General features: G+C 69.2%; 15 protein-coding genes and 2 pseudogenes. 8 read left to right on the forward strand and 9 right to left on the reverse strand.

From position 1 onward, the window contains the following. Positions 1 to 181 precede the first annotated feature (181 nt). The gene (locus ACFWN1_RS09040) at positions 182 to 3,922 is read right to left on the reverse strand and encodes a S8 family serine peptidase (RefSeq protein WP_384359459.1); all 3,741 of its coding nucleotides are present in this window, start codon (positions 3,920 to 3,922) and stop codon (positions 182 to 184) included. Between the two features lie 275 nt (positions 3,923 to 4,197). Between ACFWN1_RS09040 and ACFWN1_RS09045 the strand changes: the two genes are divergently transcribed. Continuing rightward, positions 4,198 to 5,166, forward strand: coding sequence for a helix-turn-helix domain-containing protein (locus ACFWN1_RS09045; RefSeq protein WP_384359460.1), 969 nt, complete (start codon positions 4,198 to 4,200; stop codon positions 5,164 to 5,166). Between the two features lie 270 nt (positions 5,167 to 5,436). Here the strand turns inward: ACFWN1_RS09045 and ACFWN1_RS09050 are convergent, their stop codons facing one another. The 3 genes from ACFWN1_RS09050 to ACFWN1_RS09060 all read right to left on the reverse strand — a co-directional run bounded on the left by ACFWN1_RS09050 (position 5,437) and on the right by ACFWN1_RS09060 (position 8,979). Further along, complete coding sequence (locus ACFWN1_RS09050) at positions 5,437 to 6,366, reverse strand: zinc-binding dehydrogenase (RefSeq protein WP_384359461.1); 930 nt, start codon at positions 6,364 to 6,366, stop codon at positions 5,437 to 5,439. A gap of 347 nt (positions 6,367 to 6,713) precedes the next feature. After that, complete coding sequence (locus ACFWN1_RS09055) at positions 6,714 to 7,853, reverse strand: epoxide hydrolase family protein (protein WP_384359462.1); 1,140 nt, start codon at positions 7,851 to 7,853, stop codon at positions 6,714 to 6,716. Between the two features lie 100 nt (positions 7,854 to 7,953). After that, positions 7,954 to 8,979, reverse strand: a complete 1,026-nt coding sequence (locus tag ACFWN1_RS09060) for an ankyrin repeat domain-containing protein (protein WP_384359463.1) — start codon at positions 8,977 to 8,979, stop codon at positions 7,954 to 7,956. A gap of 188 nt (positions 8,980 to 9,167) precedes the next feature. Here ACFWN1_RS09060 and ACFWN1_RS09065 point away from each other — a divergent pair, with 188 nt between their 5' ends. Further along, positions 9,168 to 10,121 (forward strand): cupin domain-containing protein, encoded by a 954-nt coding sequence (locus ACFWN1_RS09065; RefSeq protein ID WP_384359464.1) that lies wholly within the window; start codon positions 9,168 to 9,170, stop codon positions 10,119 to 10,121. Between the two features lie 18 nt (positions 10,122 to 10,139). On the opposite strand, the gene ACFWN1_RS09070 is transcribed toward ACFWN1_RS09065, so the two are convergent. Further along, positions 10,140 to 10,757 carry an NAD(P)H-dependent oxidoreductase gene (locus ACFWN1_RS09070; RefSeq protein ID WP_384359465.1) on the reverse strand — a complete coding sequence of 206 codons (618 nt, stop codon included), beginning with the start codon at positions 10,755 to 10,757 and terminating at the stop codon, positions 10,140 to 10,142. Positions 10,758 to 10,827: 70 nt separating this feature from the next. Here ACFWN1_RS09070 and ACFWN1_RS09075 point away from each other — a divergent pair, with 70 nt between their 5' ends. Then, positions 10,828 to 11,406, forward strand: a complete 579-nt coding sequence (locus ACFWN1_RS09075; protein ID WP_384359466.1) for a TetR/AcrR family transcriptional regulator — start codon at positions 10,828 to 10,830, stop codon at positions 11,404 to 11,406. Positions 11,407 to 11,432: 26 nt separating this feature from the next. Here ACFWN1_RS09075 and ACFWN1_RS09080 read toward each other — a convergent pair. Both ACFWN1_RS09080 and ACFWN1_RS09085 read right to left on the reverse strand, forming a co-directional pair. Then, positions 11,433 to 11,564, reverse strand: a pseudogene (locus ACFWN1_RS09080) (IS5/IS1182 family transposase); the annotation flags it as partial. Between the two features lie 212 nt (positions 11,565 to 11,776). Further along, positions 11,777 to 12,865, reverse strand: a complete 1,089-nt coding sequence (locus ACFWN1_RS09085; protein WP_384359467.1) for an alcohol dehydrogenase catalytic domain-containing protein — start codon at positions 12,863 to 12,865, stop codon at positions 11,777 to 11,779. 100 nt (positions 12,866 to 12,965) lie between these two features. On the opposite strand from ACFWN1_RS09085, the gene ACFWN1_RS09090 reads away from it, so the two are divergent. Then, positions 12,966 to 13,859 carry a LysR family transcriptional regulator gene (locus ACFWN1_RS09090; protein WP_384359468.1) on the forward strand — a complete coding sequence of 298 codons (894 nt, stop codon included), beginning with the start codon at positions 12,966 to 12,968 and terminating at the stop codon, positions 13,857 to 13,859. Between the two features lie 55 nt (positions 13,860 to 13,914). On the opposite strand, the pseudogene ACFWN1_RS09095 reads toward ACFWN1_RS09090, so the two are convergent. Beyond that, positions 13,915 to 14,042, reverse strand: a pseudogene (locus ACFWN1_RS09095) (IS5/IS1182 family transposase); the annotation flags it as partial. 375 nt (positions 14,043 to 14,417) lie between these two features. Between ACFWN1_RS09095 and ACFWN1_RS09100 the strand changes: the two are divergent. The 4 genes from ACFWN1_RS09100 to ACFWN1_RS09115 all read left to right on the forward strand — a co-directional run bounded on the left by ACFWN1_RS09100 (position 14,418) and on the right by ACFWN1_RS09115 (position 18,648). Continuing rightward, positions 14,418 to 15,905 carry an alpha/beta hydrolase gene (locus tag ACFWN1_RS09100; protein WP_384359473.1) on the forward strand — a complete coding sequence of 496 codons (1,488 nt, stop codon included), beginning with the start codon at positions 14,418 to 14,420 and terminating at the stop codon, positions 15,903 to 15,905. 246 nt (positions 15,906 to 16,151) lie between these two features. Beyond that, the gene (locus ACFWN1_RS09105) at positions 16,152 to 16,742 is read left to right on the forward strand and encodes a TetR/AcrR family transcriptional regulator (RefSeq protein WP_384359469.1); all 591 of its coding nucleotides are present in this window, start codon (positions 16,152 to 16,154) and stop codon (positions 16,740 to 16,742) included. Next, entirely contained in the window at positions 16,729 to 17,376 is a 648-nt protein-coding gene (locus tag ACFWN1_RS09110) for a YitT family protein (RefSeq protein ID WP_384359470.1), read from the forward strand. The genes ACFWN1_RS09105 and ACFWN1_RS09110 overlap by 14 nt, the downstream gene beginning before the upstream one ends. Positions 17,377 to 17,802: 426 nt before the next feature. Beyond that, positions 17,803 to 18,648, forward strand: coding sequence for a calcium-binding protein (locus ACFWN1_RS09115; RefSeq protein WP_384359471.1), 846 nt, complete (start codon positions 17,803 to 17,805; stop codon positions 18,646 to 18,648). A gap of 16 nt (positions 18,649 to 18,664) precedes the next feature. Here the strand turns inward: ACFWN1_RS09115 and ACFWN1_RS09120 are convergent, their stop codons facing one another. Continuing rightward, positions 18,665 to 20,173 carry an MFS transporter gene (locus ACFWN1_RS09120; RefSeq protein WP_384359474.1) on the reverse strand — a complete coding sequence of 503 codons (1,509 nt, stop codon included), beginning with the start codon at positions 20,171 to 20,173 and terminating at the stop codon, positions 18,665 to 18,667. Positions 20,174 to 20,213: the final 40 nt, after the last annotated feature.

The following is a 20,213-nucleotide window of genomic DNA, read 5'->3' on the forward strand; positions in this document are numbered from 1 at the left end:
CCGAAGCCGGCGCCAGTGACCTCGCCCGCGCGGTCCTCCGCCTGGTCGCCGACCGCCCCGGGGTCGTGACGGTCATCCCCGTCGACTCCATCACCGGCGTCGGCACCGGCGGGGTCGTGCGAACGGGCCGTCCGGGGGCGTGTGACCCCCGGACGGCCCGTCTGCGAACCGTGGCGGTGCGTCAGCGCAGGCCGAACGCCCGGATCACCGTCTGGTGCACCGCGTTGCCCGCCGAGTCCCGGGCGCTCGCCCTGAGCGACACGTAGGACGCCTTCTTCGGCGCGTCCAGGCGGAACCGCCCGGCATGGTCACCGGTGGTCCGGTGCCACGTCGTGCCGTCGTCGTAGGACAGCTCCAGGGTGACCGCGCCGAGTCGGCCGGTGCCGACGGCGCCCGGCAGCCGGCCCGCTGTGGCGGACAGGAGGTCGTGGCGTCCGGCCCGCCCGGCCGCGTCGGTGCCGACCTCGTAGTCGATCTGCACGAGAGGCAGCACGGCGGCGGAGCCGTCCGCCGGCGCCTTCGAGGTGAAGGCCCACTCGGTGCGTGTACGGGAGGAGTACGGAGTGAACGCCACGTCGCGCTTGCTGGTGACGACCAGCCGGTACGGCAGCCTTCCGGCACCGGGTGCTTCGCCCGAGACGTTCGTGAACGTTCCCGTACCCAGCTGCGTGGTGCCCTGGTAGAGGGTCTGGCGCTGTTCCCCCGCGCCCTGGTCCACGCCGACGTGGGTCCGGCTGCCGAAGGCCGGGGTGTCGAGGTACAGGTGGTCACCCGTGCGCCTGGGCAAGCTGAAGGCGTCGTTCAGGTAGGGCCGTTCGATCGGCTTGAACCACTCCTCCGACTGCCTGCTGCCCGGCCGGTAGGAGGTCTTGGCCCCGGTCTCGAAGACCAGGCCCACAGCGTAGGCGTCCTGGCTCCAGCTGTTGAGGCCGCCGGTGGAGACCCAGTCGGTGCGCTTGCCCCGGACCGGTTCCGGCATCGTCAAGCCGACCGCCCAGTTGTTGTAGTCGGGCCAGTCGAACCGGAACTCGCCGCCGTCGCTGCCCGGGGCGGGGCTGGCGAAGGTCTCGTCGATCCGGGCGAGGTTCTTGGCACTGCCCCGCACCACGAGACGGGCGGGGATCTCGTTGTGCCAGGTCCGGTCGAGGTCGTAGACGAACGGGCTCACGGGGGCGGACCCGACCGTGACCGTGGCGCCCCGGGTCCCGGCCTGCCGTACGAGCTTCTCGCCCTCGTCGGTGCTGAGCAGGCCCACGTCGAGCCGGACGGGCGTCGAGCTGAACGGCGCGTTGTAGTGGCGGAAGCCCCGGCCGTCCACGTTGTTCACGACCAGCATGAGCTTCGCGCCCGCGGCCACCGCGGCGGCCGCCTGGTCCATGTCGGACACGTCGTCGTTACGGCGCACCACCACGGCCTTGCCGCGCGCGTCGAGGTGGGCGTAGTCGGTGGTCGCGCCCTGGCCGGCGAACACCAGCGGGAGCTTGGCGGTGCCCCCCGGCAGGGGGGTGACGCCGTCCTGGCGCAGCACGTCGGTGAAGTCGGTGGCCTTGGTCGAGACGGAGAGCGCGGGCTTTTCCTTGCGCCAGCGAGCCGCCAGGTAGAAGTCGCCGTGGGTGACCTTGTGGGTGGTCGGCTGGGCCCACAGGCTGTCGTAGTTGGTCTGCGTCTCCATGAAGTCGCGCCAGATCTGGCCACCCATCAGGCGGGTGTAGTCCAGCCGCTGGTAGGTCGTCTCGGAGCGCTGGGGGGTCGTCATGTCGATGCGGTGGACCTTGGACGCGTCGAGCGTGACCGTGTGGTCGCGGTCCATGCGGACGTCGGGGTCGCCGAGCAGCGCCATGCCCCAGGAGTGGGGGCCGTGCACGCCCTGCACCGTCTTGAAGGACAGCACCGAGTACACGTCGTCCGGCAGGTACCACTCGGCCATGCCGGAGCCGTCGATCAGGACGAACGCCGGGGCGTCCTCTCCGGACCTGAGAAGTTCGACCACGCCGGACATCGGCCGGCCCTGGGCGTCCTTGAACCGCATGGTCAGCTTGTGCTGGACGTCCCCGAGGGAGACGGCGGTGTGCGCCGCCACCTCGCCGTCCGCGGTCTTCGCAAGCACCTGGCCGGTGTACCGGCCGCCGGTGGTGACGCCGGAGCCGTCGATGGTCACGGTGACACCGGCGGTGCCGTGCGCCGGCACGGTCACCCGGGAGGCGGAGAGCTGGAAGATCTTGCCGGGGGCGTCGTGCGCCGCCTCGACGCTCAGTGCCAGGGTGACGGGCTTGTCCGTGATGTTGGTGTAGGTAACCGGGCGCCGCACACCACCGGCGGGAGTCTGCTTGACCTGCGCGGCGTACGCGGTCGCCGTCGCGAAGACACCGGCGTGCGAGGCCGCGGCGACGTCGAGACGGCCGCTGCCCGCCTGGAAGGCGTCGTACTTGGGGGTCTGCCGGGAGCTGCTGGCCAGTAGGTCCTTCAGCTGGCTTCCGGTCAGGCCGGGGTGGGCGGCGGCTGTCAGCGCGGCGGCTCCCGCCACGTGGGGCGCGGCCATGGAGGTGCCGCTCAGGGTCTGGTAGGCGCCCTGGCCGTTGCCGACGAACCGGGAGTTGGCAGCGAGGATGCCGACGCCGGGGGCGGTGATCTCCGGCTTCAGCGCCCCGTCCACGCGGGGGCCCTGGCTGGAGAACTCGGCCAGCGTGTCGGCCGAGTCGACGGCTCCCACCGTCAGCGCGTCGCTCGCCACGCCCGGTGCGCTGACGGTGCCGGGTGCCCCGGAGTTGCCGGCGGAGACCACGAACAGCGCGCCGGTCCGGGCGCTGAGGGTGTTGACGGCCTGGCTGAGGGGGTCGGTCCCGTCGGACGGCGCATCGCTACCGAGGCTCATGTTGATGACCTTGGCGTGCCGGTCGACGGCGGCCCACTCCATGCCCGCCAGGATCCAGGAGGTCTGACCGGACCCGGTGTCGTCCAGCACCTTGCCGATATCGAGGCGGGCGCCGGGAGCGACGCCCTTCTCCTTGCCGCCGGAGGCCGCGCCGGTACCGGCGATGATGGACGCGACGTGCGTACCGTGACCGAAGTGGTCGTCCGTGTTCTCGTCCGGTACGAAGCTCCGGCGGTCCGCCACGCGGTCTGCGAGGTCGGGGTGTTCCGCGTCGACGCCGGTGTCCAGGACGGCCACGTCCACGCCCTGACCGGTGTTGCCGTCCGCCCAGAGCCGGGGGGCGCCGATCTGCGCCGTGCTCTCGGCGAGGTCGGCATGGACGAGGCCGTCCAGCCAGATGTGCGCTATCCCGTCCGCGAAGGCCGGTGCCGCGGACTGCTCGCGGCCCCCGTCGGCCGGCGCCGCAGCGGTCACGGACTTCCAGAAGTCCGCGGCGTGCGCGCGGTCCGCGGTGACGGCGGCGCCGCCGATGCCGTCGAGGGCACGGACGCGGGTCGCGCCCTTGGGCAGAGCCGCGGCGCTCCTGCGGGCGTCGGCGGTGTGCGCGTAGGAGACGATGAGCGGCAGCCGGTCGCGGTGCGCGTCGTCGTACCCGTCGGCGATCATGGCCGTGACGTTGAACAGCTGCCGGTCCAGGACGCCCCCGGCCACGAACGGCAGCGCCGACTCGGGGAACACGTAGAGGTCGTCGCCCGACGTCAGGATGTGGGTCTGCGCCGGACGTCCGTCGGCGCCGCGGACGCTGACGACGCCTCCGGGACCGTTGCCGGGGCTCTGCCGGGTGGTGACCACGTCGCCGGTGATCAGCGTTACGGAGTGGTCGCCCGCGGGCACCCGGTCGGATGTGGAGGCCGTGGACAAGGATGGGGTGGACGACAACGCGGTGGACGGGTGGCCGGCGGCGTCGGGACGGGCCGCCGAGGACGCGAAGGCCGTCGCGTCGTAGGGGCCGGCCAGCGCCAACACCAGGGCGCCGGCGGTAACCGGCACACTCCAGCGTATGCGGTGGTGCGCTCTCACAGGGTCTCTTCCGGCTTGCGGGCGGGCCGAGCACGTTCGTCCTCTGCCCCCCAGATGGCGCCGCCTGACCGGTCGTAGGCCCCGAGGGTGCCCGGAACCCGTCCACAGGTGGCGTGAACGTTCAGAGTGAAAGCTTGTGAACCACGAATGTCTAGATCAAACTTGTGTCGTACATCGCCAGATGGCGATTCGCGCCACGACCGTCCCAACTGCTGGACAGACGGTGATCGCTGAGGGGGAGACCGGTGCTGAGGACCCTGGGGATCAGCGAGTTCGACGAACAGGTCTACCGCGCCTACCTCACCGCGTCGGACCGGTCGGCCACCGAGATCGCCGCGATCCTGGGCACCACACCCAGCCGGATCAGACGCACCGTCTCCCGGCTGGTGGAACTGGGCATGCTGAGAAAGGAAGGGCCCGGCCAGTACCGGCCGGTCAGCCCGCACACCGCGCTCCGGGCACTGCTCGCCAGACGCCGGGCCGAGACCGAGGCGGCGTTCACCGCCGTGTGGGGCACCGTCGACGACCTGGCGGACGAGTACCGTGCGCATCGGCTGCAGGAGGACCCGACCGGACTGGTGGAGGTGATCACCGGCGAGGCGGAGATCACGGTGCGCGTCGCCGAACTGATGCAGTCGGTCCGCACCCATTTCTGGGTGCTCGACCGGCCTCCCTATCTCGGCCCCTACAGCACCGAGTTGGAGGAGGCCCTGACGATGGACCTGCTGGGCCGCGGTGTCGACATACGGTCGGTGTACACCCAGGAGGCGCTGGCGCAGCCGGGCCGCTTCGAGCTGATCACCCACCTCGCCGGGATCGGCGAGCAGGCCCGCATCCTGCCGGCCCTGCCGTTCCGGCTGCGCATCATGGACCGGCGTGTCGCGCTGGTGGCACTGGTCCCGGGCCGCTACGACAGGATCGCCGTCGTCCACCAGTCGGGTTTGCTCGACGCGCTCGTGGAGTTGTTCGACTCCTACTGGCAGCGTGCGCAGTCCCTCGTCGCGACCACTCCGGCGACGCCCGACGGGCCGAACCCGCAGGACCTCCTGCTGCTGAAGATGATGCAGGCGGGCTACAAGGACCACGCCATCGCACGGCAGTTGGGCACGAGCGCGCGCACGGTGACTCGCCGGATCGGGGCGATCGCGGCCGGCCTCGGCCTCGAAACCCGCTTCCAGGTGGGAGTGGAGGCGGCCAAGAGAGGCTGGATCTGACGGGCGTCCGAGACGCTGATCTTCGCTGCGGTACGGGCTCCGGCCGGCTCGCGGAGTTCCGGCAGACGCGGAGTGGGCACGCCTGGAGGTCAGGCGGCCCGACACAACGGCGTCGTTGTAGCGGGTCCGGTACGGCTGGAGCAGAGGGCGCAGCTCTTCCCCCCCAGCCGCCTCCACCAGAGTCATGAGGTGACCGCCATGGGCCCCACCACCGGACCGAGGGCCGCCCCGAGCCGAAAGGCCACATGCCCGACAGCTTCTGCCAGGAACCTACGAGATGTCCAGAACGGCCTTACCGCGGAGGTTGCGATCCAAGACGGCGGCCACGGCTTCGTCGGCCTGGTCCCAGTCGCCACGCCAGGAGATGTGCGGCATGAAGTCTTTCGCGGCCAGGCGTTCCGCGAGCCAGGTCAGATCCTCGCCGGGGAGAGGCCCGTCCGCGAGGTGGAAGGTGACGATGGACCGTCCGTGACGCCCGTTGTTGCCCAGGAACGCGCCGGGCGGGAACTCCACGGGCTGCATCGTGACGTCACCCACGGCAACCAGCGTTCCATGGGATGCCAGTTTGTCGAAAGCTTGCGCAAGCTGCGGGCCTCCCACGCAGTCCACTACGCCGTCGAGGGACGTGGAGACATGTTCTGGCCCCGAGATCACCTCGTCGGCGCCCAAGGAGCGTAGACGGTTGCCCTGCGCGGCGGGGTTGCTGGTCGAAGCGATCACGTGCGCGCCGCCGAGGTGCGCGAGCTGCACCGCGTACTGTCCGACGCCACCGGTGGAGCCCGTGATGAGAACGCGTTTGCCGTTCAGCGAGCCGAATTTGCGCAGGGCGCGCAGGGCGGTGGTCGCCGTGACCGGCAGCGTGCTGAGCGCTCCGGGGTCCGAGCCGGCGGGGGCGACGCCGAGCTGACCGGTGTCCACCGCCCTGAACTCTGCCCAGCCTCCGGTGTCTCCGAGGGTGAGGACCTGAGTACCGGCCGCCGGGCCCGAACCGTCCGCGGCAGCCCGTTCGACCACTCCTGCCGCGTCCCAGCCCAACACCGCGCCGTCCGGTGCCTGAGACACGGCGTGCGTGATCTCGCCGAAGTTGAGAGACGTCGCCGCTACCCGGATCAGGGCTTGGTTCGGGCCGGGTAGCGGCTCCGCGGTCTCGCCGAGGCGAAGACCGGACGCAACATTATGGTCAACGAGCAGAGCGCGCATCAGATGCCTTCCGTAGGGGTGACCGCATAGCGCCACAGGTAACCGTCGAAGCAAGGCGTCGCCGGCGGGCGAGCACCACCAGGCAGCCCTCCGAGGCCGCCGCTGTCATCGTCATCCTCCAATCGTCCCGCCACGGCGAGGGGTGCACACCGATACCTGAAGCGGAGGGCTTCCGCCTTGAGTCGTAGACCACCCTCCACTCAGGGCGAAGGCCCCCCTAGCCGCCGAGCCGATGTCGGCGACCGCGCACCACAGCCGGAATCCGCACGCGGGCGCAGCTTCCGTAGGGGCCGTGAGAAAGCCCTTTCCCGCCTCAGTTTGAGCGGGGTCTCGGTATCAGGGCGTACTCACAGTGGCTGACGCGTGTGGCGGAAGCTTGCGCGGACCTCTTCGGTGAACGACTCCGGCTGCTCCCATGCGGCGAAATGGCCGCCCTTCGGAGCCTCGTTGTAGTGGACCAGGGTGGGATAGCGTTCCTTCACCCAACGCTCGCTGGTCTCGTGGATGTCGCGGGGGAACAGAGTGAAACCGACCGGCACCTCGATCTCACGTTCCTGCCAGTTGGCCATGCTCTGCCAGTAGATGCGTGCCGAAGAGGTCGCCGTCGCCGTCAGCCAGTACAGCGTGATGTTGTCCAGCATCTCGTCGCGGCTCAGCAGGCTCTCCGGATCGCCCCCGTGGTCGGTCCACTGCTCGTACTTCTCGTAGAACCACGCCGCCAGCCCCACCGGGGAGTCGTTGAGTCCGTAGCCGATCGTCTGGGGACTCTGGGTCTGCTCGATCTGGTAGCCCGACTCGTTCTCCTTGAAGTCCCGCAGCCGCTTCAGGGCGCGCTCTTCCTGAGCATCGACGGCCTCCATCGTCTCGAAGACGGGGAACATGTTGAAGTGGACGGCCTGAACCGCAGGCGCACCGATCCCGCCCAGCTCGTTCGTGATGGCGTAGCCCCAGTCGCCGCCCTGTGCGACGAAGCGGTCGTAGCCGAGCCGCCGCATCAGTTCGACCCATGCGTGCGCGGTCCGCTCCGGGGTCCAGCCGGTCTCCGTCGGCTTCTCCGTCAGGCCGAAGCCGGGCAGGGAGGGTATGACGACGTGGAAGGCGTCGCGCGGGTCGCCACCGTGTGCGCGCGGATCGGCGAGAAGCGGCGCGGCCTGCATGAACTCGAAGACCGAACCGGGCCAGCCGTGTGTGAGCACCAGCGGCACCGCGTCGGGTTCGGGCGAGCGCAGGTGCAGGAAGTGGATGTCGAGTCCGTCGATCCGCGTCGTGGACGGATCGAGTGCGTTGAGCCGTGCTTCGGCCGCGTGCCAGTCGTAGGCGTCGCGCCAGTAGTCGATCAGCCCCTGCATCCGGGCCAGCGGCGCACCCTGGCTCCAGTCGTCCACCGTCTCCCGGTCGGGCCAGCGGGTACGCGACAGCCGGTCCCGCAGATCTTCGAGCGCAGCGTCGGGGAAGGCGAAGGGGTGAGGTGTGATGGCGTCGGTCATGACGGGCTTCCTTTTCGTGGTGAGGTCAAGGCCATTGAGTTGCGGGCAAGTCGGTGTCGGTGATGCGAGGCGATCGAGGACCGGGGATCACCGGTCCGGATCAGTTCTGTTCGGCTTCGGCGAGAAATGCGGCGAGGTCGTCGTAGCCGTAGAGGTGCGCAAGCCCTCGGGGCGTCAGGCCCGCATGCGTCAGCAGGTCCAGACGGGCTCCGGCGCCGACCAGCACCCGCGCCGCTGCCAGATGTCCGTGCCAGACCGCGTCGTGCAGCGCCGTCAAACCGTTGTACGGACCTTGCGCGTCCAGCTCGATCGTGGGCGTACCAGCGCTTCCGCTCTTCTCAGTGAGTGACCGCAGCACCTCGGTATGCCCGAAGTAGCCGGCCTCGTGCACAGGCGTGCCCCTCATCAGTCCGATCACCCGGCGAGGGTCCGCCCCCGCGTCGAGCAGCACGCGCACGATGTCGGCGTTCCCCTCACGGGTGGCGATGCCGAGCGGGGTGTAGTCGTCGTCGAAGCCCCCCACGACCGGGGCTCGCTCGTTGACCGGAACTCCGGATGAGATGAGCCGCCTCACTTCGCCGAGGTCGCCCGACTTGATCGCCGTGATCAGTGTCAGATTCTCGATGTGCGCCGCGTCGGCCTCGTTTCGCGCCTCGATCAGTCGCGCGATCGCGTCGAGTCCGTCGTCCTTTGCGAGCTCAAGCGCCGTCTGCTGCCAGTGGTTCCTGATCGGTGTCCTGGCTCCGCGTTCCAGGAGCAGTCGAACCACACTCTCCTGCTTGTGCAGGACCGCATCCATGAGTGCCGTGTTCCCGAGCACGGGAGACTGCTGGTCGACGAACGACCCGTGGTCAAGGAGCAGACCCGTGACATCGGTGTTGCCCGACTGAGCCGCCTTGTGGATCGCCGTCGCTCCCATGCGCGGCTCGACCGCGAGCACGTCCGCACCGGACGTCAGCAGAAGCTCCACCATCTGCGGCTGGCCGAGGCCGGAAGCGATCATCAGCGGTGTCAGACCTTCGGGGCCGCGGCGGTTGGCGTCCGCACCTGAGCGCAGCAGCTCGACTGCTGCCGCGAGATCGCCGGCGCGGATCGACGCATCGAGCGAGAGGGGGTCGTCGGACATTGCGGTACCTCCAGTGGTCGGACCCGTGCCGCCATCTGTCCGTGGCGTGCGAACGGGTCGTCGGGTCGCCGTCGGCCAACAGATCCGCTGTGGCCTGGCTCGTTCACATGTCCATTGAGCCTCAGCATCATGAGACGGAGAATGGTTCAGAACTCCACGTTTCATGCGCCATCGTCTAGCATGAGGTCATGGATACGCTGACCGACGTCTTGGAGCACATCCGCTCGGCCGGTGCGCTGATCGGACAGAACCTGATGTCACCGCCTTGGTCGATCAGGTTCGACGAAGGCGCGTCGATGACTCTCGTGACCATGCTGTGCGGCGACGCGTGGATCGTTCCTGACGGAGGCCGGCCCGTCCGGCTACGAAACCGCGACGTGGCGATCGTGACCGGGCCACACCCGTTCAGCGTCACCAGCGCCCCCGACATGCAGACCGCACCCCTGTACGTCGTCACCGCCGCAGGCACCTGCACCGACGAGGCGGGCAACGTCCTCACCGATGAGAGCATCCAACTCGGTGTCCGGACCTGCGGCACCCATCTCGAAGCCGAGCACGCACTGCTCACCGGCTCCTTCACCACGGCAGGCCGGATCGCCGAGCGTCTCTTGAGCGCCTTGCCGCGCCTCCTGGTGGTGCCTTACAGCCAACGACGTTCTGCAGCGATGGAGTTGCTGCAATCCGAGATCGCCCGCGACGAACCTGGCCAACAGGCCATGCTGGACCGGCTTCTGGATCTCGTTCTGATCGAGACTCTGCGCGACTGGTTCGCCCTGCCCGAGGCGTCCGCGCCCCGGTGGTACCACGCCACGCGTGATCCCGTCGTGGGCCCCGCCCTCAGGGCGATCCACGACGAACCGGCTCGGTCCTGGACCGTCGGAACTCTGGCAGCCGAGGCCCAGGTGTCGCGGGCGACGTTCGCCCGCAGGTTCGCCGACCTGCTCGGCGAACCGCCCATCTCCTACCTCACCGGATGGCGGTTGTGCCTGGCGTCGGACCTGCTGCAGCGCACAGATGACACCATCGACCGCATCGCCCAGCAGGTCGGCTACTCCAGCGCCTTCGCACTGAGCGCGGCCTTCACCCGCGAATACGACGTCCGGCCGAGCCAGCACCGGGCTCTGTCCGCACAACGCACCTGACCTGCCTGCTCGACCTGCCTACCCAGCCGGGTCGGACGGTGTCCGCGAGCCGGCGAGAACGGCTTCGCTGATGGTGCGCACCGCGTCGTCCACACACCGCGCCGTGGCCTCGGCGGACGGCTGCTCGGACTCGTGAATGAACGCGGTGGCGCCGCGCCGGCTCCCGCAGTAGTCGACGATGCCGTGCTCGATCTGCGTCCGCAGCGCCTGCTCGTAGCCGTGGCGCTCATAGGTGCCGGAGTTGTCACCGGCGATGGGCACAAGATGGATGGTGAGGGCCTGAAGCTTCGGCCGCAGACCCGAGGTCGGGGAGTGCTCGAAGGCCCAGCCGTTGACGAAGACACGGTCGATCCACCCCTTCAGCAGGGCAGGCATCGACCACCAGTACACCGGAAAGACCAGAACCAGATCGGTGGCGCGCTCAAGACGACGGTGCTCCTGGACGATCTCGGCCGGATAATCGCCGCCCTCGCGGTACGCACGGCGATCCGCCAGTGTGTACACGGGGTCGAACCGCTCCTTCGACAGGTCGGCGACCTCGGAAGACCCGGGATGGAGCGCTGCCCGCAGTTTTCCCAGCACGTCGTGCGTCAGGGACTGGGGGTCCGGATTCGTGGCGACCAGCAAGGTGTGCATCGACAACTCCTCTCACACATGTGTAACCTACTAGCAGTAGGTTACACATGTGGAGAAGGACTGCCGGAAAATGCCTGAGCGGAGACTTTCCAGCGCCGCCCGCCGAGCCCAACTGGTCGCCATCGCCCGCGATGTCATCGCCACCGAAGGTACGGACGCGCTCACGCTCGCGCACCTGGCGAGCCGCGCGGGCATCTCCAAGCCGGTCGTCTACGACCACTTCTCCTCGCGCTCGGCGCTCCTGCTCTCGCTGTATCAGGACTTCGACCAGCAGCACCTGGCCGACCTGCGAGCCGCGACAGCGCACGCCCCGTCCGATCTGCGGCACCGGCTCGAAGCGATTGCGACGGCTCATGTCGAGTGCATCGTCGCCCAAGGTGTCGAACTCAGCGGAGTGATGGCCGCGCTGGCGGGCTCACCGGCCCTTGAGGAAGCCCGTCAGGAATCCGAACGCCGCTACGTGGACATCTGCCGACAGTCCATGCGCGAAGCCGACGACTCCGCGGAGTTCAGCACGGAGTCAGCGATCGCGTTCCTGGGCGCCGCGGACGCACTCGCCCACGCGGCCGCGCACGGAACGATCAGCCCTGAACTCGCCCAGTCGACCATCACCACCGTGCTGCTCAGCATGGTCACCTGCGGCGACTGAACGACCGCGGACAACAGCTCGCAGCGGAGCCCGCTGTCGTCACTGCCACCGGACCGCCCGCAGGGTACGTCGTACAGTTGGCCCCACACACTCGCCCGCCGCCAGGAACAGCCGCTGACCAGTACGTAGATGATCGCAGCGAACAGCGTCTCATCAGGACCTCAGCGCGGTCTCCCTGGCGATCCCCGACAGGCTCGTCGCCCCGGACTCCAGCAGGCCGTGAACGCGCCGAAGTTCCAGCCGACACTGCGGATCATCGGCTGCGGAGGGAGCCTCAGCTGGGTGGCACAGCGCCGACGGCCGGCGTGACGGCTGTGACCGAGTACATCGACCGCAACGATGTGTGTCGTGGTGTCGGCACAGATGCCGATCAGTCATCGACCGGCGTGATGCTGGTCCGGTCGAACGGGCTACCGTGCGCGGCAGCGTGGGCTATGGCGTCATTGACAGCGGCGAGGCTGAAACTCGTGGTCCGTTCCGGCGCGAGATCCAGGGTGCCTGAGCCGATGAGCCGGATGATGCCGACATTGGCTGAGCGGGGGTACATCCACTGTCCGCGCACCGTGATCGAGTTGCGCATGATCCATGGATAGGGAAGGGCGAGATCGTCACCGCCCAGCATGCCCACACCACCCATGAGGACAACGCGGCCCCCTTCACGCACGGTCATGGCCGCAGCGCGCGACGCCGAGCTGGGCGCGCTCGGCGGGAGTAGATCGATCACCATGTCGATCGGGCAATCTGCGGCAACGGACATCGCCGCGCGGTCGCCGGCCTCATCTCCGGTCAACGTCACCGGACACAGCCTGGGGCCGAACCGGTCGGCGAGGAGTTCGAGCATGGCCTGATTGCGACCCGGGGCGATCACGCGACCCGCTCCCAGGGCAAACGCGACGGCAACCGCGCTGCTGCCAAGATTTCCCGTGGCTCCGCTGACGAGGAGCGTCTCGCCTGCGGCAAGCCCGCCTGCCAACAGCCCCCCGTAGGAAATGGCGTGCACGGTGACAGCCGCCCAGCGGGCAGGGTTCTCGCCCGCTGTGGCGGGTAGCGGGAAGACGTTCTCCGTCGGCACTCGCATGAGCTCGGCAAATGATCCGTCGTGCATGTAACGGGCGAGCCGTGCGCCACCTTCACCGCGGGAACTCCAGCCCTGGAGTGTGATGTCGGGAGTGAGAGCGTCGTCACGGGAGCGCACCGTCGAGTCGCACCACACCAGGTCACCGACGCGCAACCTGGTGGAGTCGGGGCCGACCTGTACGACGCGCCCCACGCCGCCGATACCCGGTATGACAGGCGGAACGAGGGGGTACTGCCTTTTGCCGCTGAAGACTTCGGCCGCGTAGGGAGCCACACCGGCGGCAAGGACTTCGACCAGAACCTCACCGCTTCCGGCCACGGGATCGGGAACGTCTCGCACCTCAAGTGGCGCGCCGAACTGTGTGAGAACCGCTGCCTTCATAGCCTGACCTGCACTCTCGTCTCATACGTTTCCTCCACGCTAGAACCTGCCGGGGCATGCTGGAAGCGAGGACTTGGCATGTGTGGTATGCCTAATGAGCATGGACCTTTCCAGCACAGGACTGAGAGTGCTGCGGCAGATCGCTGAGTCCGGCAGCTTCACGTCGGCCGCCGCCAAACTTGGTTACACGCAGTCGGCCGTCTCACGCCAGGCCGCCGCCCTGGAGCGGAGCGCTGATGCCACGCTGTTCGAACGCCGCCCGGACGGTGTGAGGCTCACGCCAGCAGGCTTGACGATGCTCCGGCACGCGCATACCGTCTTGAATTCCCTTGCCGCAGCAGAACGAGAGCTCGCAGGCACCGTGCCGCAGACCGAATCGGTGCGCCTGGGCCTGATCGTGAGCGCGAGCGCGGCTCTCCTCCCCGACGCGCTCGCGCTCCTCGATTCCGTAAGCCCGCAGATCAGGGTCATCACCAGCGAAGGGACCACGCCGAGGCTGATCCGGGCGCTACGGGCCGGCTCACTGGATCTTGCCGTTCTCACGTCCAGGCCACCCCATCGACCGTTCGACAGTGAGTCACCGCGCTTGCACCTGGAGCCGATCGCGGACACAGAGCTGGTCGTGGCAGCTTCCTCGACCGGAGAATTTTCCGGCCGCACCGCGGTGCACATCGACGAACTCGTGGACGCCCGGTGGATCGCCTCCCAGGCCCCGAAATCCGAGCCGCTGCTCGGCGTCTGGCCCGGCCTGCCGGGACGGCCTCGCATCATGCACTTTACGAACGACTGGCTGGCAAAGCTCCAACTGGTCGCGGGCGGCTTCGGCGTGACAACAGTGCCGGTCCGGCTCGCCCGGGTGCTACCGCCCGGAGTCAGCCTGCTGCGCGTCGAGGGTGCACCGGCCGAGGTCCGTCGGCTCCTTCTGGCCCGCCTCCCCGGAAATCGCGCAACGGTCATCGACCGTGTCGCCAGGGCGATCGCTTCAGCTGCCTGAACTTCCGGCTCAAGAGGACCTGACAAAGGCGTCGGACGTGACGGTGGGTGATGAGGCGGGTGTCGGTGACGACGTGGTGCTTGCTGCCCGGCGGTGCGCGGTCGACCGGGCCGGGTCCGCTTCTGGGCCCCGCCGGGGAGCCCGCACGCGGGAGGAGTCGATCACCGCACGCGACCAGTCCAGGGCGGGTACTCCCACCGGATGCCGGAGTGCGGCACGAACACGGTAAGGCCTGCCGGTCCGGGAGCTGAGGTCTGTCCTCCACCACCACGGCCGCGACTGACGTGTTCCGACGCCCCGACCATCGACTGTCCAAACCGAAGGTCACATGGGCGAGCGAGATGTGCTTGAAGGCTGCGCAGAACGAAGGGGGTCCCGGCTCCAACGGTCCCGGTGCGGCACACAGCAGTACCTCAGAGGGACACCCCCCACCTGAAGTCGCAGAGCCCTTCGACTCCAGTCGAAGGCGTCCCCGCCCCTCAGGCAGATGTGCGCGACGGCACGATGCGGCCAAGATCGGCTGGCAGGCAGTTCCCCCACCCCACAGGAGGACATCGAATGCGCAGAGTTCTGTCCGTGGTCATCGCCCTTTCGGCCACCGGAGTGACGCTGGCCGCCCTTCCCGGGGCCTCGGCGACCCAGATACCAGAAGCGCTGCAGTGGAAGTCGTGCGCGGAGAATCCGGCGGCCAAGGCGAAGGCTGACGCGGCCCCTCAGCTGCCCGCACTGGAATGTGCGACGCTCAAGGTCCCACTGGACTACGGCGACCCCAACGGCCGTAAGATCGACATTGCGGTCTCCCGCCTGGCGAGCAAGGCGCCGGCAAAGCGCCGAGGGGTGCTTCTGACCAACCCCGGCGGGCCCGGAATTTCCGGGCTGACCTACCCCGCCATCCTCGCCGCGTCCGGGCTGCCCCAGGAGGTGCGCGACTCTTACGACATTATCGGTTTCGACCCGCGGGGCATCGGCCGCAGCACCCCGGTGAGCTGCGGACTGACTCAGAAGCAGCAGGACCGCGGCAACCTTCCCTCGTACGCCCATACGGCCGGTGACGTCGTACGCGAAGCGAACCGGGCACGTCAGATCGCCAGCCGATGTGCCGACTCCAAGTCCGCGTCCCTACTGCCGCATATCGGCACCGCTAACACGGCCCGGGACATGGACCGGATCAGGGTGGCCCTCGGCGAACGCCGGCTGTCCTACATGGGTACCTCCTACGGCACGCATCTGGGCGCCGCGTACGCCTCGATGTTCCCCGCCCGTGGTGACCGGATCGTGCTCGACAGCAATCTGGGCCCCGGCGGTTATGACGTGCGGGCCATGCGGCTGTTCGGTCCCGGGCTCGAAAAGAGGTTCCCGGACTTCGCGAAGTACGTGGCCTCCCACCCCGAGTACGGGCTGGGGAAAACGCCGCGGCAGGTCCGTGCCACATACTTCAAGCTGGCTCGGCGACTGGAGAAGAAGCCAGTCGAGGGCGTCGACGGCATGGCCTTCCGTGGTCTCACCTTCGACCGCCTCTACGCCGACGCCAGCATGCCGGCGCTGGCGAAGAGCTGGCAGGCGCTGAACAGCGGTCGGCCCCTGCCAGCGGAACCGCCCTACCCGGGTGTCGAGCAGATCATGTCCGCGCGGTTCGCGGTGATCTGCGGAGACACCACCTGGCCTCGGACAATCAGGGAGTACCAGCGCAACGTCGCCATCGACCGCAAGCGGTACCCCATGCTGGGCGGGTCCTCGGCCAACATCACACCCTGCGCCTACTGGCCCGGCGAGTGGGTCAAGAAGCCCGTGCGGATCAGTGACCATGGGCCGTCGAACGTTCTCATGGTGCAGAACGAGCGCGATCCGGGGACACCCCTTGCCGGAGCACGGCAGATGCGGCGCGCGCTCGGCAAACGCGCCGTGATGGTCACCGCCGACCAAGGCGGTCACGGCGCCTACCCGTTCGGCCGCAACACCTGCGCCAACTCCGCGGTGACGCAGTACCTGACCAGCGGGCAGCGGCCCGCGCGGGATCTGGCCTGCGCTGCCGAGCCCGCCAACTGACCTGGAGGCAACGACGCTCGGAGGAGGGCGGCCCCTGAAGCGGTTGCGCTGGTGACAGCTTCCCTTCAGGGCGCCGCCACACCTCCAGCTCACAGAAGCGGATGGCAGGGTGGCGGGTCCGGCGGGGCGAGTACCAGCTCTCCCCCGGCCCCGCCTCGCCTCGTCTCGCCTTCAGGCCACCGGGCGCCGTGCTGTCACCACACACGCCGCCACCACCTTATTTTAACTGTCTGGTAAGTTAAAATAATGGGAAGACGCAACACGACCTCACAAGCTCGGGTGCTGGCCGCCGCAGAGCAGGTCTTCTACGAGCGTGGCATCGCACGCACGAACATCGATGCCATCGCTCAAGCGGCCAACGTGACCAAGCCGACCGTCTACGCGCACTTCGCCTCCAAGTCCGCGCTTGCCGCCGGCGCGCTGGAAGCGCGACAGCGGCGCATCACCGCCGGCCTCGACGCTCGCCTTGCGGAGGTGCAACCTGGAGCGCCGCGTTTGATCGCTCTCTTCGACTGGCTTGGCTCCTGGTACCAGGACGGCAACGGCCGAGGCTGTGCCTTCCTCAACGCCGCCGCCGAGTCCGCGGCCGACGAGGAGGTGGCCGCTGCCGTACGGGCCGAGAAACTGTGGCTGCTGCGGGCGTTGCGGGAACTGTGCGTGGAGGCCGGGTGCGATCGACCGGACCAGCTCGCCTCCCAGCTGCTCCTACTGATCGACGGAGTTGCCGCTCGGGTCCTCGTGCACGGCAGCGGTGAAGCCGGCGCGGCCACGTCCGCCGCGGCGAACGCCGCCGCAGTCCTCCTCGCGTCTGCCATCGACGGCCATGGCGCGCCCTGACGACCGTCCCGGACAGCGCTCGCTGCGAATCGTGGTCGGTCTGGCGCTGTTCGGGATGAGCCAGGCGCTGCTCGTGAAAGCCCGCCTCGGCACCGACCCGTGGACTGTATTCACACAAGGTCTTGCGAAGGTCATGGAGCTGACCCTCGGTCAGACCACCGTCATCCTGTCGTTGGCTCTACTGCTTCTGTGGGTACCGCTGCGCGAGCGGCCTGGACTCGGAACTGCCGCGAACGCGCTGATGGTTGGCCCGTTCGTGGACCTGGGAATCACCTTGATTCCCGCCCCTGAGCACTGGGGCCCGCGGTTCGCGTTCGTGGCTGTGTCCTTGTCCGGTATCGCTGTGGCGACGGGACTGTACGTCGGAGCCGGCTGGGGTCCCGGGCCCCGCGACGGGCTGATGACCGGGCTCGCGCGCCACGGTATCCCCTTGATCGCGGCCCGCGCCGGCATAGAGATGACCGTGCTGGCCGTCGGCTGGCTGCTCGGCGGCAGCGTGGGCGTGGCCACCATCATCTTCGCCGTCAGCATCGGACCACTGGTCGGCTACGCACTGCCCAGGCTCACACTGCCGTCCACGCCGCGAGGCGACAGCGATCACATCGGCACACACCTGTCCGGCGGTCCACGGTGAAACCTGCCTGCCGCCGGGCGCCCCGCTCGATCACGATGTCATCGCACCTGTCCCGACCGAGCCGCCCTGCCGAACGGCCCGCAGAAAACAAGCCGCCCGGACAGTCCGCATCGGCCCGCGGACAGAGCAGCGGGGGTCGAACACGCCGGAGCTGTTCACCTGCTTGAGGCCCCGTCGTGACGACCAAGTCCGGCGTCGGGTCGAGCGCCACCCCGCTCGGGAGAGGTGCCGTCAGCCGTCGAAGGGCTCGGCGTCCGCCAGGCGCGGGCAACGGTGCCGGCGCCCCTCCCCCGCCCGCTGTGCTCCGTCCCGGCCCCGCCCGTTACGCCACTGTTCATGATCGACGGTACAACTCGGCGACTCGCGCCTCGGTCTGACCGGATGACAGCGCGCACCACGCGCGCCGACACCGGAGAGGCACCTCGCATGCACACGTTCCGCACCCTCGCCGCGGCCGCCGGCACCCTCACGCTCGCCCTCGGCGGCAGCGCCCTAGCGTTGCCGGCCGCGCACGCGGCGGTGTCCACGGCGACCATCGTCCACGAGGACAGCGAACTCTGGTACAAGGCCGCTCCCGGGCAGCGCAACGCGCTGACGGTCGGCGAAGAGATCGAGCGGCGGGGCGAGTCCGACTCGTACTACGTCCTCACCTTCCATGACCGGTACGACATCGCGCTGGACGCGAGCGCGGTGAAGTACAACGAGTGCGCGTACCCGGCGCAGGCCGACCACACCACCGTCCGCTGCGCGGTACACATCCCGGTGAACTCCGACGACTCGGACGACTACGACGTCGACCTCGGCGACCTGGACGACACGGCCACGCTCGGCCCGGACAGCGACGCGTACGCCCGGGTCAGCGGCGGTCCGGGCAATGACGTGCTCCGGGGTTCCGCGTCCGCCATCCTCCACGGCGGCGACGGTGACGACCGGCTCGACGGCGGCGGCGGGCCGTTCGGCTTCGGCTCGTACGGCGACGCCGGGAACGACGTTCTCACCCACTGCGGGCAGGACTGCTTCGGCGGGGCCGGGAACGACTCCCTGACCGGCACCGACGAGGAGAACACCCTGCACGGCGACGACGGCGCCGACATCCTGCACGGCGGTGGCGGCGCCGACGTCCTCTACGGCGGCAAGGGCGACGACACGCTGTACGGCGAGGCGGGCGACGACGTGCTGTGGGGCAACAGCGGCGACGACGTCCTGTGGGGCGGCCCCGGCACCGACAAGCTCTCCGGCGGCCCCGGCCGCAACAAGGTCCACCAGGACTAGCCCCGATGCTGGTGACTTAATGTCCTGTGGTCGTTTCGCGGCGGGCACGGGCGGCGTCACCCTGACTCCCTTGTGGGGGCGTCCGGTCGGGTCCGCCGGGCAGTTGTCGCGGGAGGTGGCGACGCGGGCGGGCTCGGGGCAGGAAGAGGGCCAGGAGCAGGCCGATCGCCATCGCGCTGGTCGCGATCAGGAAGGAGACGCGGAAACCATGCATGGTCGGGACGGTGACGCCGTTCCCATGATGCGCGGTGTCGGCGAGGACCCCGCCTATGACAGCGCTGGAGATCGAGGCGCCGATCGAGCGCATCAAGGTGTTGAGGCCACTGGCCGCGCCTGTCTCCGACGGGGGTACCGAGCCGACGATCAGGGCCGGGAGGGAGGAGTAGGTGAGGCCGATGCCCGCGCCCAGGATCACCACGACGACGAGGCTCTGCCAGGGAGCGCTCATCAGGCCGAGGCCCGCGCCGTAGCCGATCGCGGTGATCACCATGCCGAGGACCAGGGTGGCCTTGGGACCGTGCCGCGCGGACAGCCGGGCGTAGACGGGGGCCACGAACATCATGGTCAGGCCGAGCGGCGCCATGAACAGACCCGCGACCACCATGGACTGGCCGAGGCCGTAGCCGGTGGACTCGGGCAGCTGGAGCAACTGGGGCAGGACCAGCGAGACGACCAGATAGGAGACGCCGACCATGATCGAGGCGAGGTTGGTGAAGAGCACCGCGGGGCGGACCGTGGTGCGCAGGTCCACCAGCGGTGCCTCACGCCGTAGCTCCGTCACGGCCCACAGGACGAGTACGACGGCCGCCGCGGCGAACAGTGCCAGGGTGGTGCCGGAGGTCCAGCCCCAGTCGCCGGCCTTGGTGATCGGCAGCAGGAAGAGGACGAGACCGGCGGACAGCCCGGTCGCACCGAGGACATCGAAGGTGCCCTGCGTGCGGGTCGGGGACTCGGGGACGACGAGGAGGGTGAGGGCGATGCAGAGGACGCCGAGGCCGGCGGCCCCGTAGAAGAGGACGTGCCAGTCGGTGCGCTGGGCGACCAGGGCCGCGGCGGGCAGGGCGAGGCTGCCGCCGACGCCCATGGAGGAGCTCATCAGGGCCATCGCCGAGCCGAGCTTCTCGCGGGGGAGCACGTCGCGCATCAGGCCGATGCCGAGGGGTATCGCGCTCATGGCGAAGCCCTGGAGGGCCCGGCCCGCTGTCATGGTGAGCAGGTCGCTGGTCAGGGCGCTGACCAGCGCGCCGACGACCATCACCATGAGGCTGAGGATCAGCATGCCGCGCTTGCCGTAGAGGTCGCCGAGGCGGCCCATGATCGGCGTGGCGACGGCGCCGGACAGCAGGGTCGAGGTGATGACCCAGGTCGCGTTGCCGGGCTCGGTGCCCAGCAACTGCGGCAGATCCTTGATCACCGGGACGAGCAGGGTCTGCATCGCCGCGACCACGATGCCCACGAAGGCGAGCACCGGGACGAGGGCTCCGCTCGCTCTGGACGTAGGCCGGTCGGTCGACGTGTGCGTCATGAGGAACAGCCTCCAGGCCGAGGGGTGGGTGGTTCCGTGC

This window comes from Streptomyces sp. NPDC058459 (assembly GCF_042721685.1).
Taxonomy (GTDB): domain Bacteria; phylum Actinomycetota; class Actinomycetes; order Streptomycetales; family Streptomycetaceae; genus Streptomyces.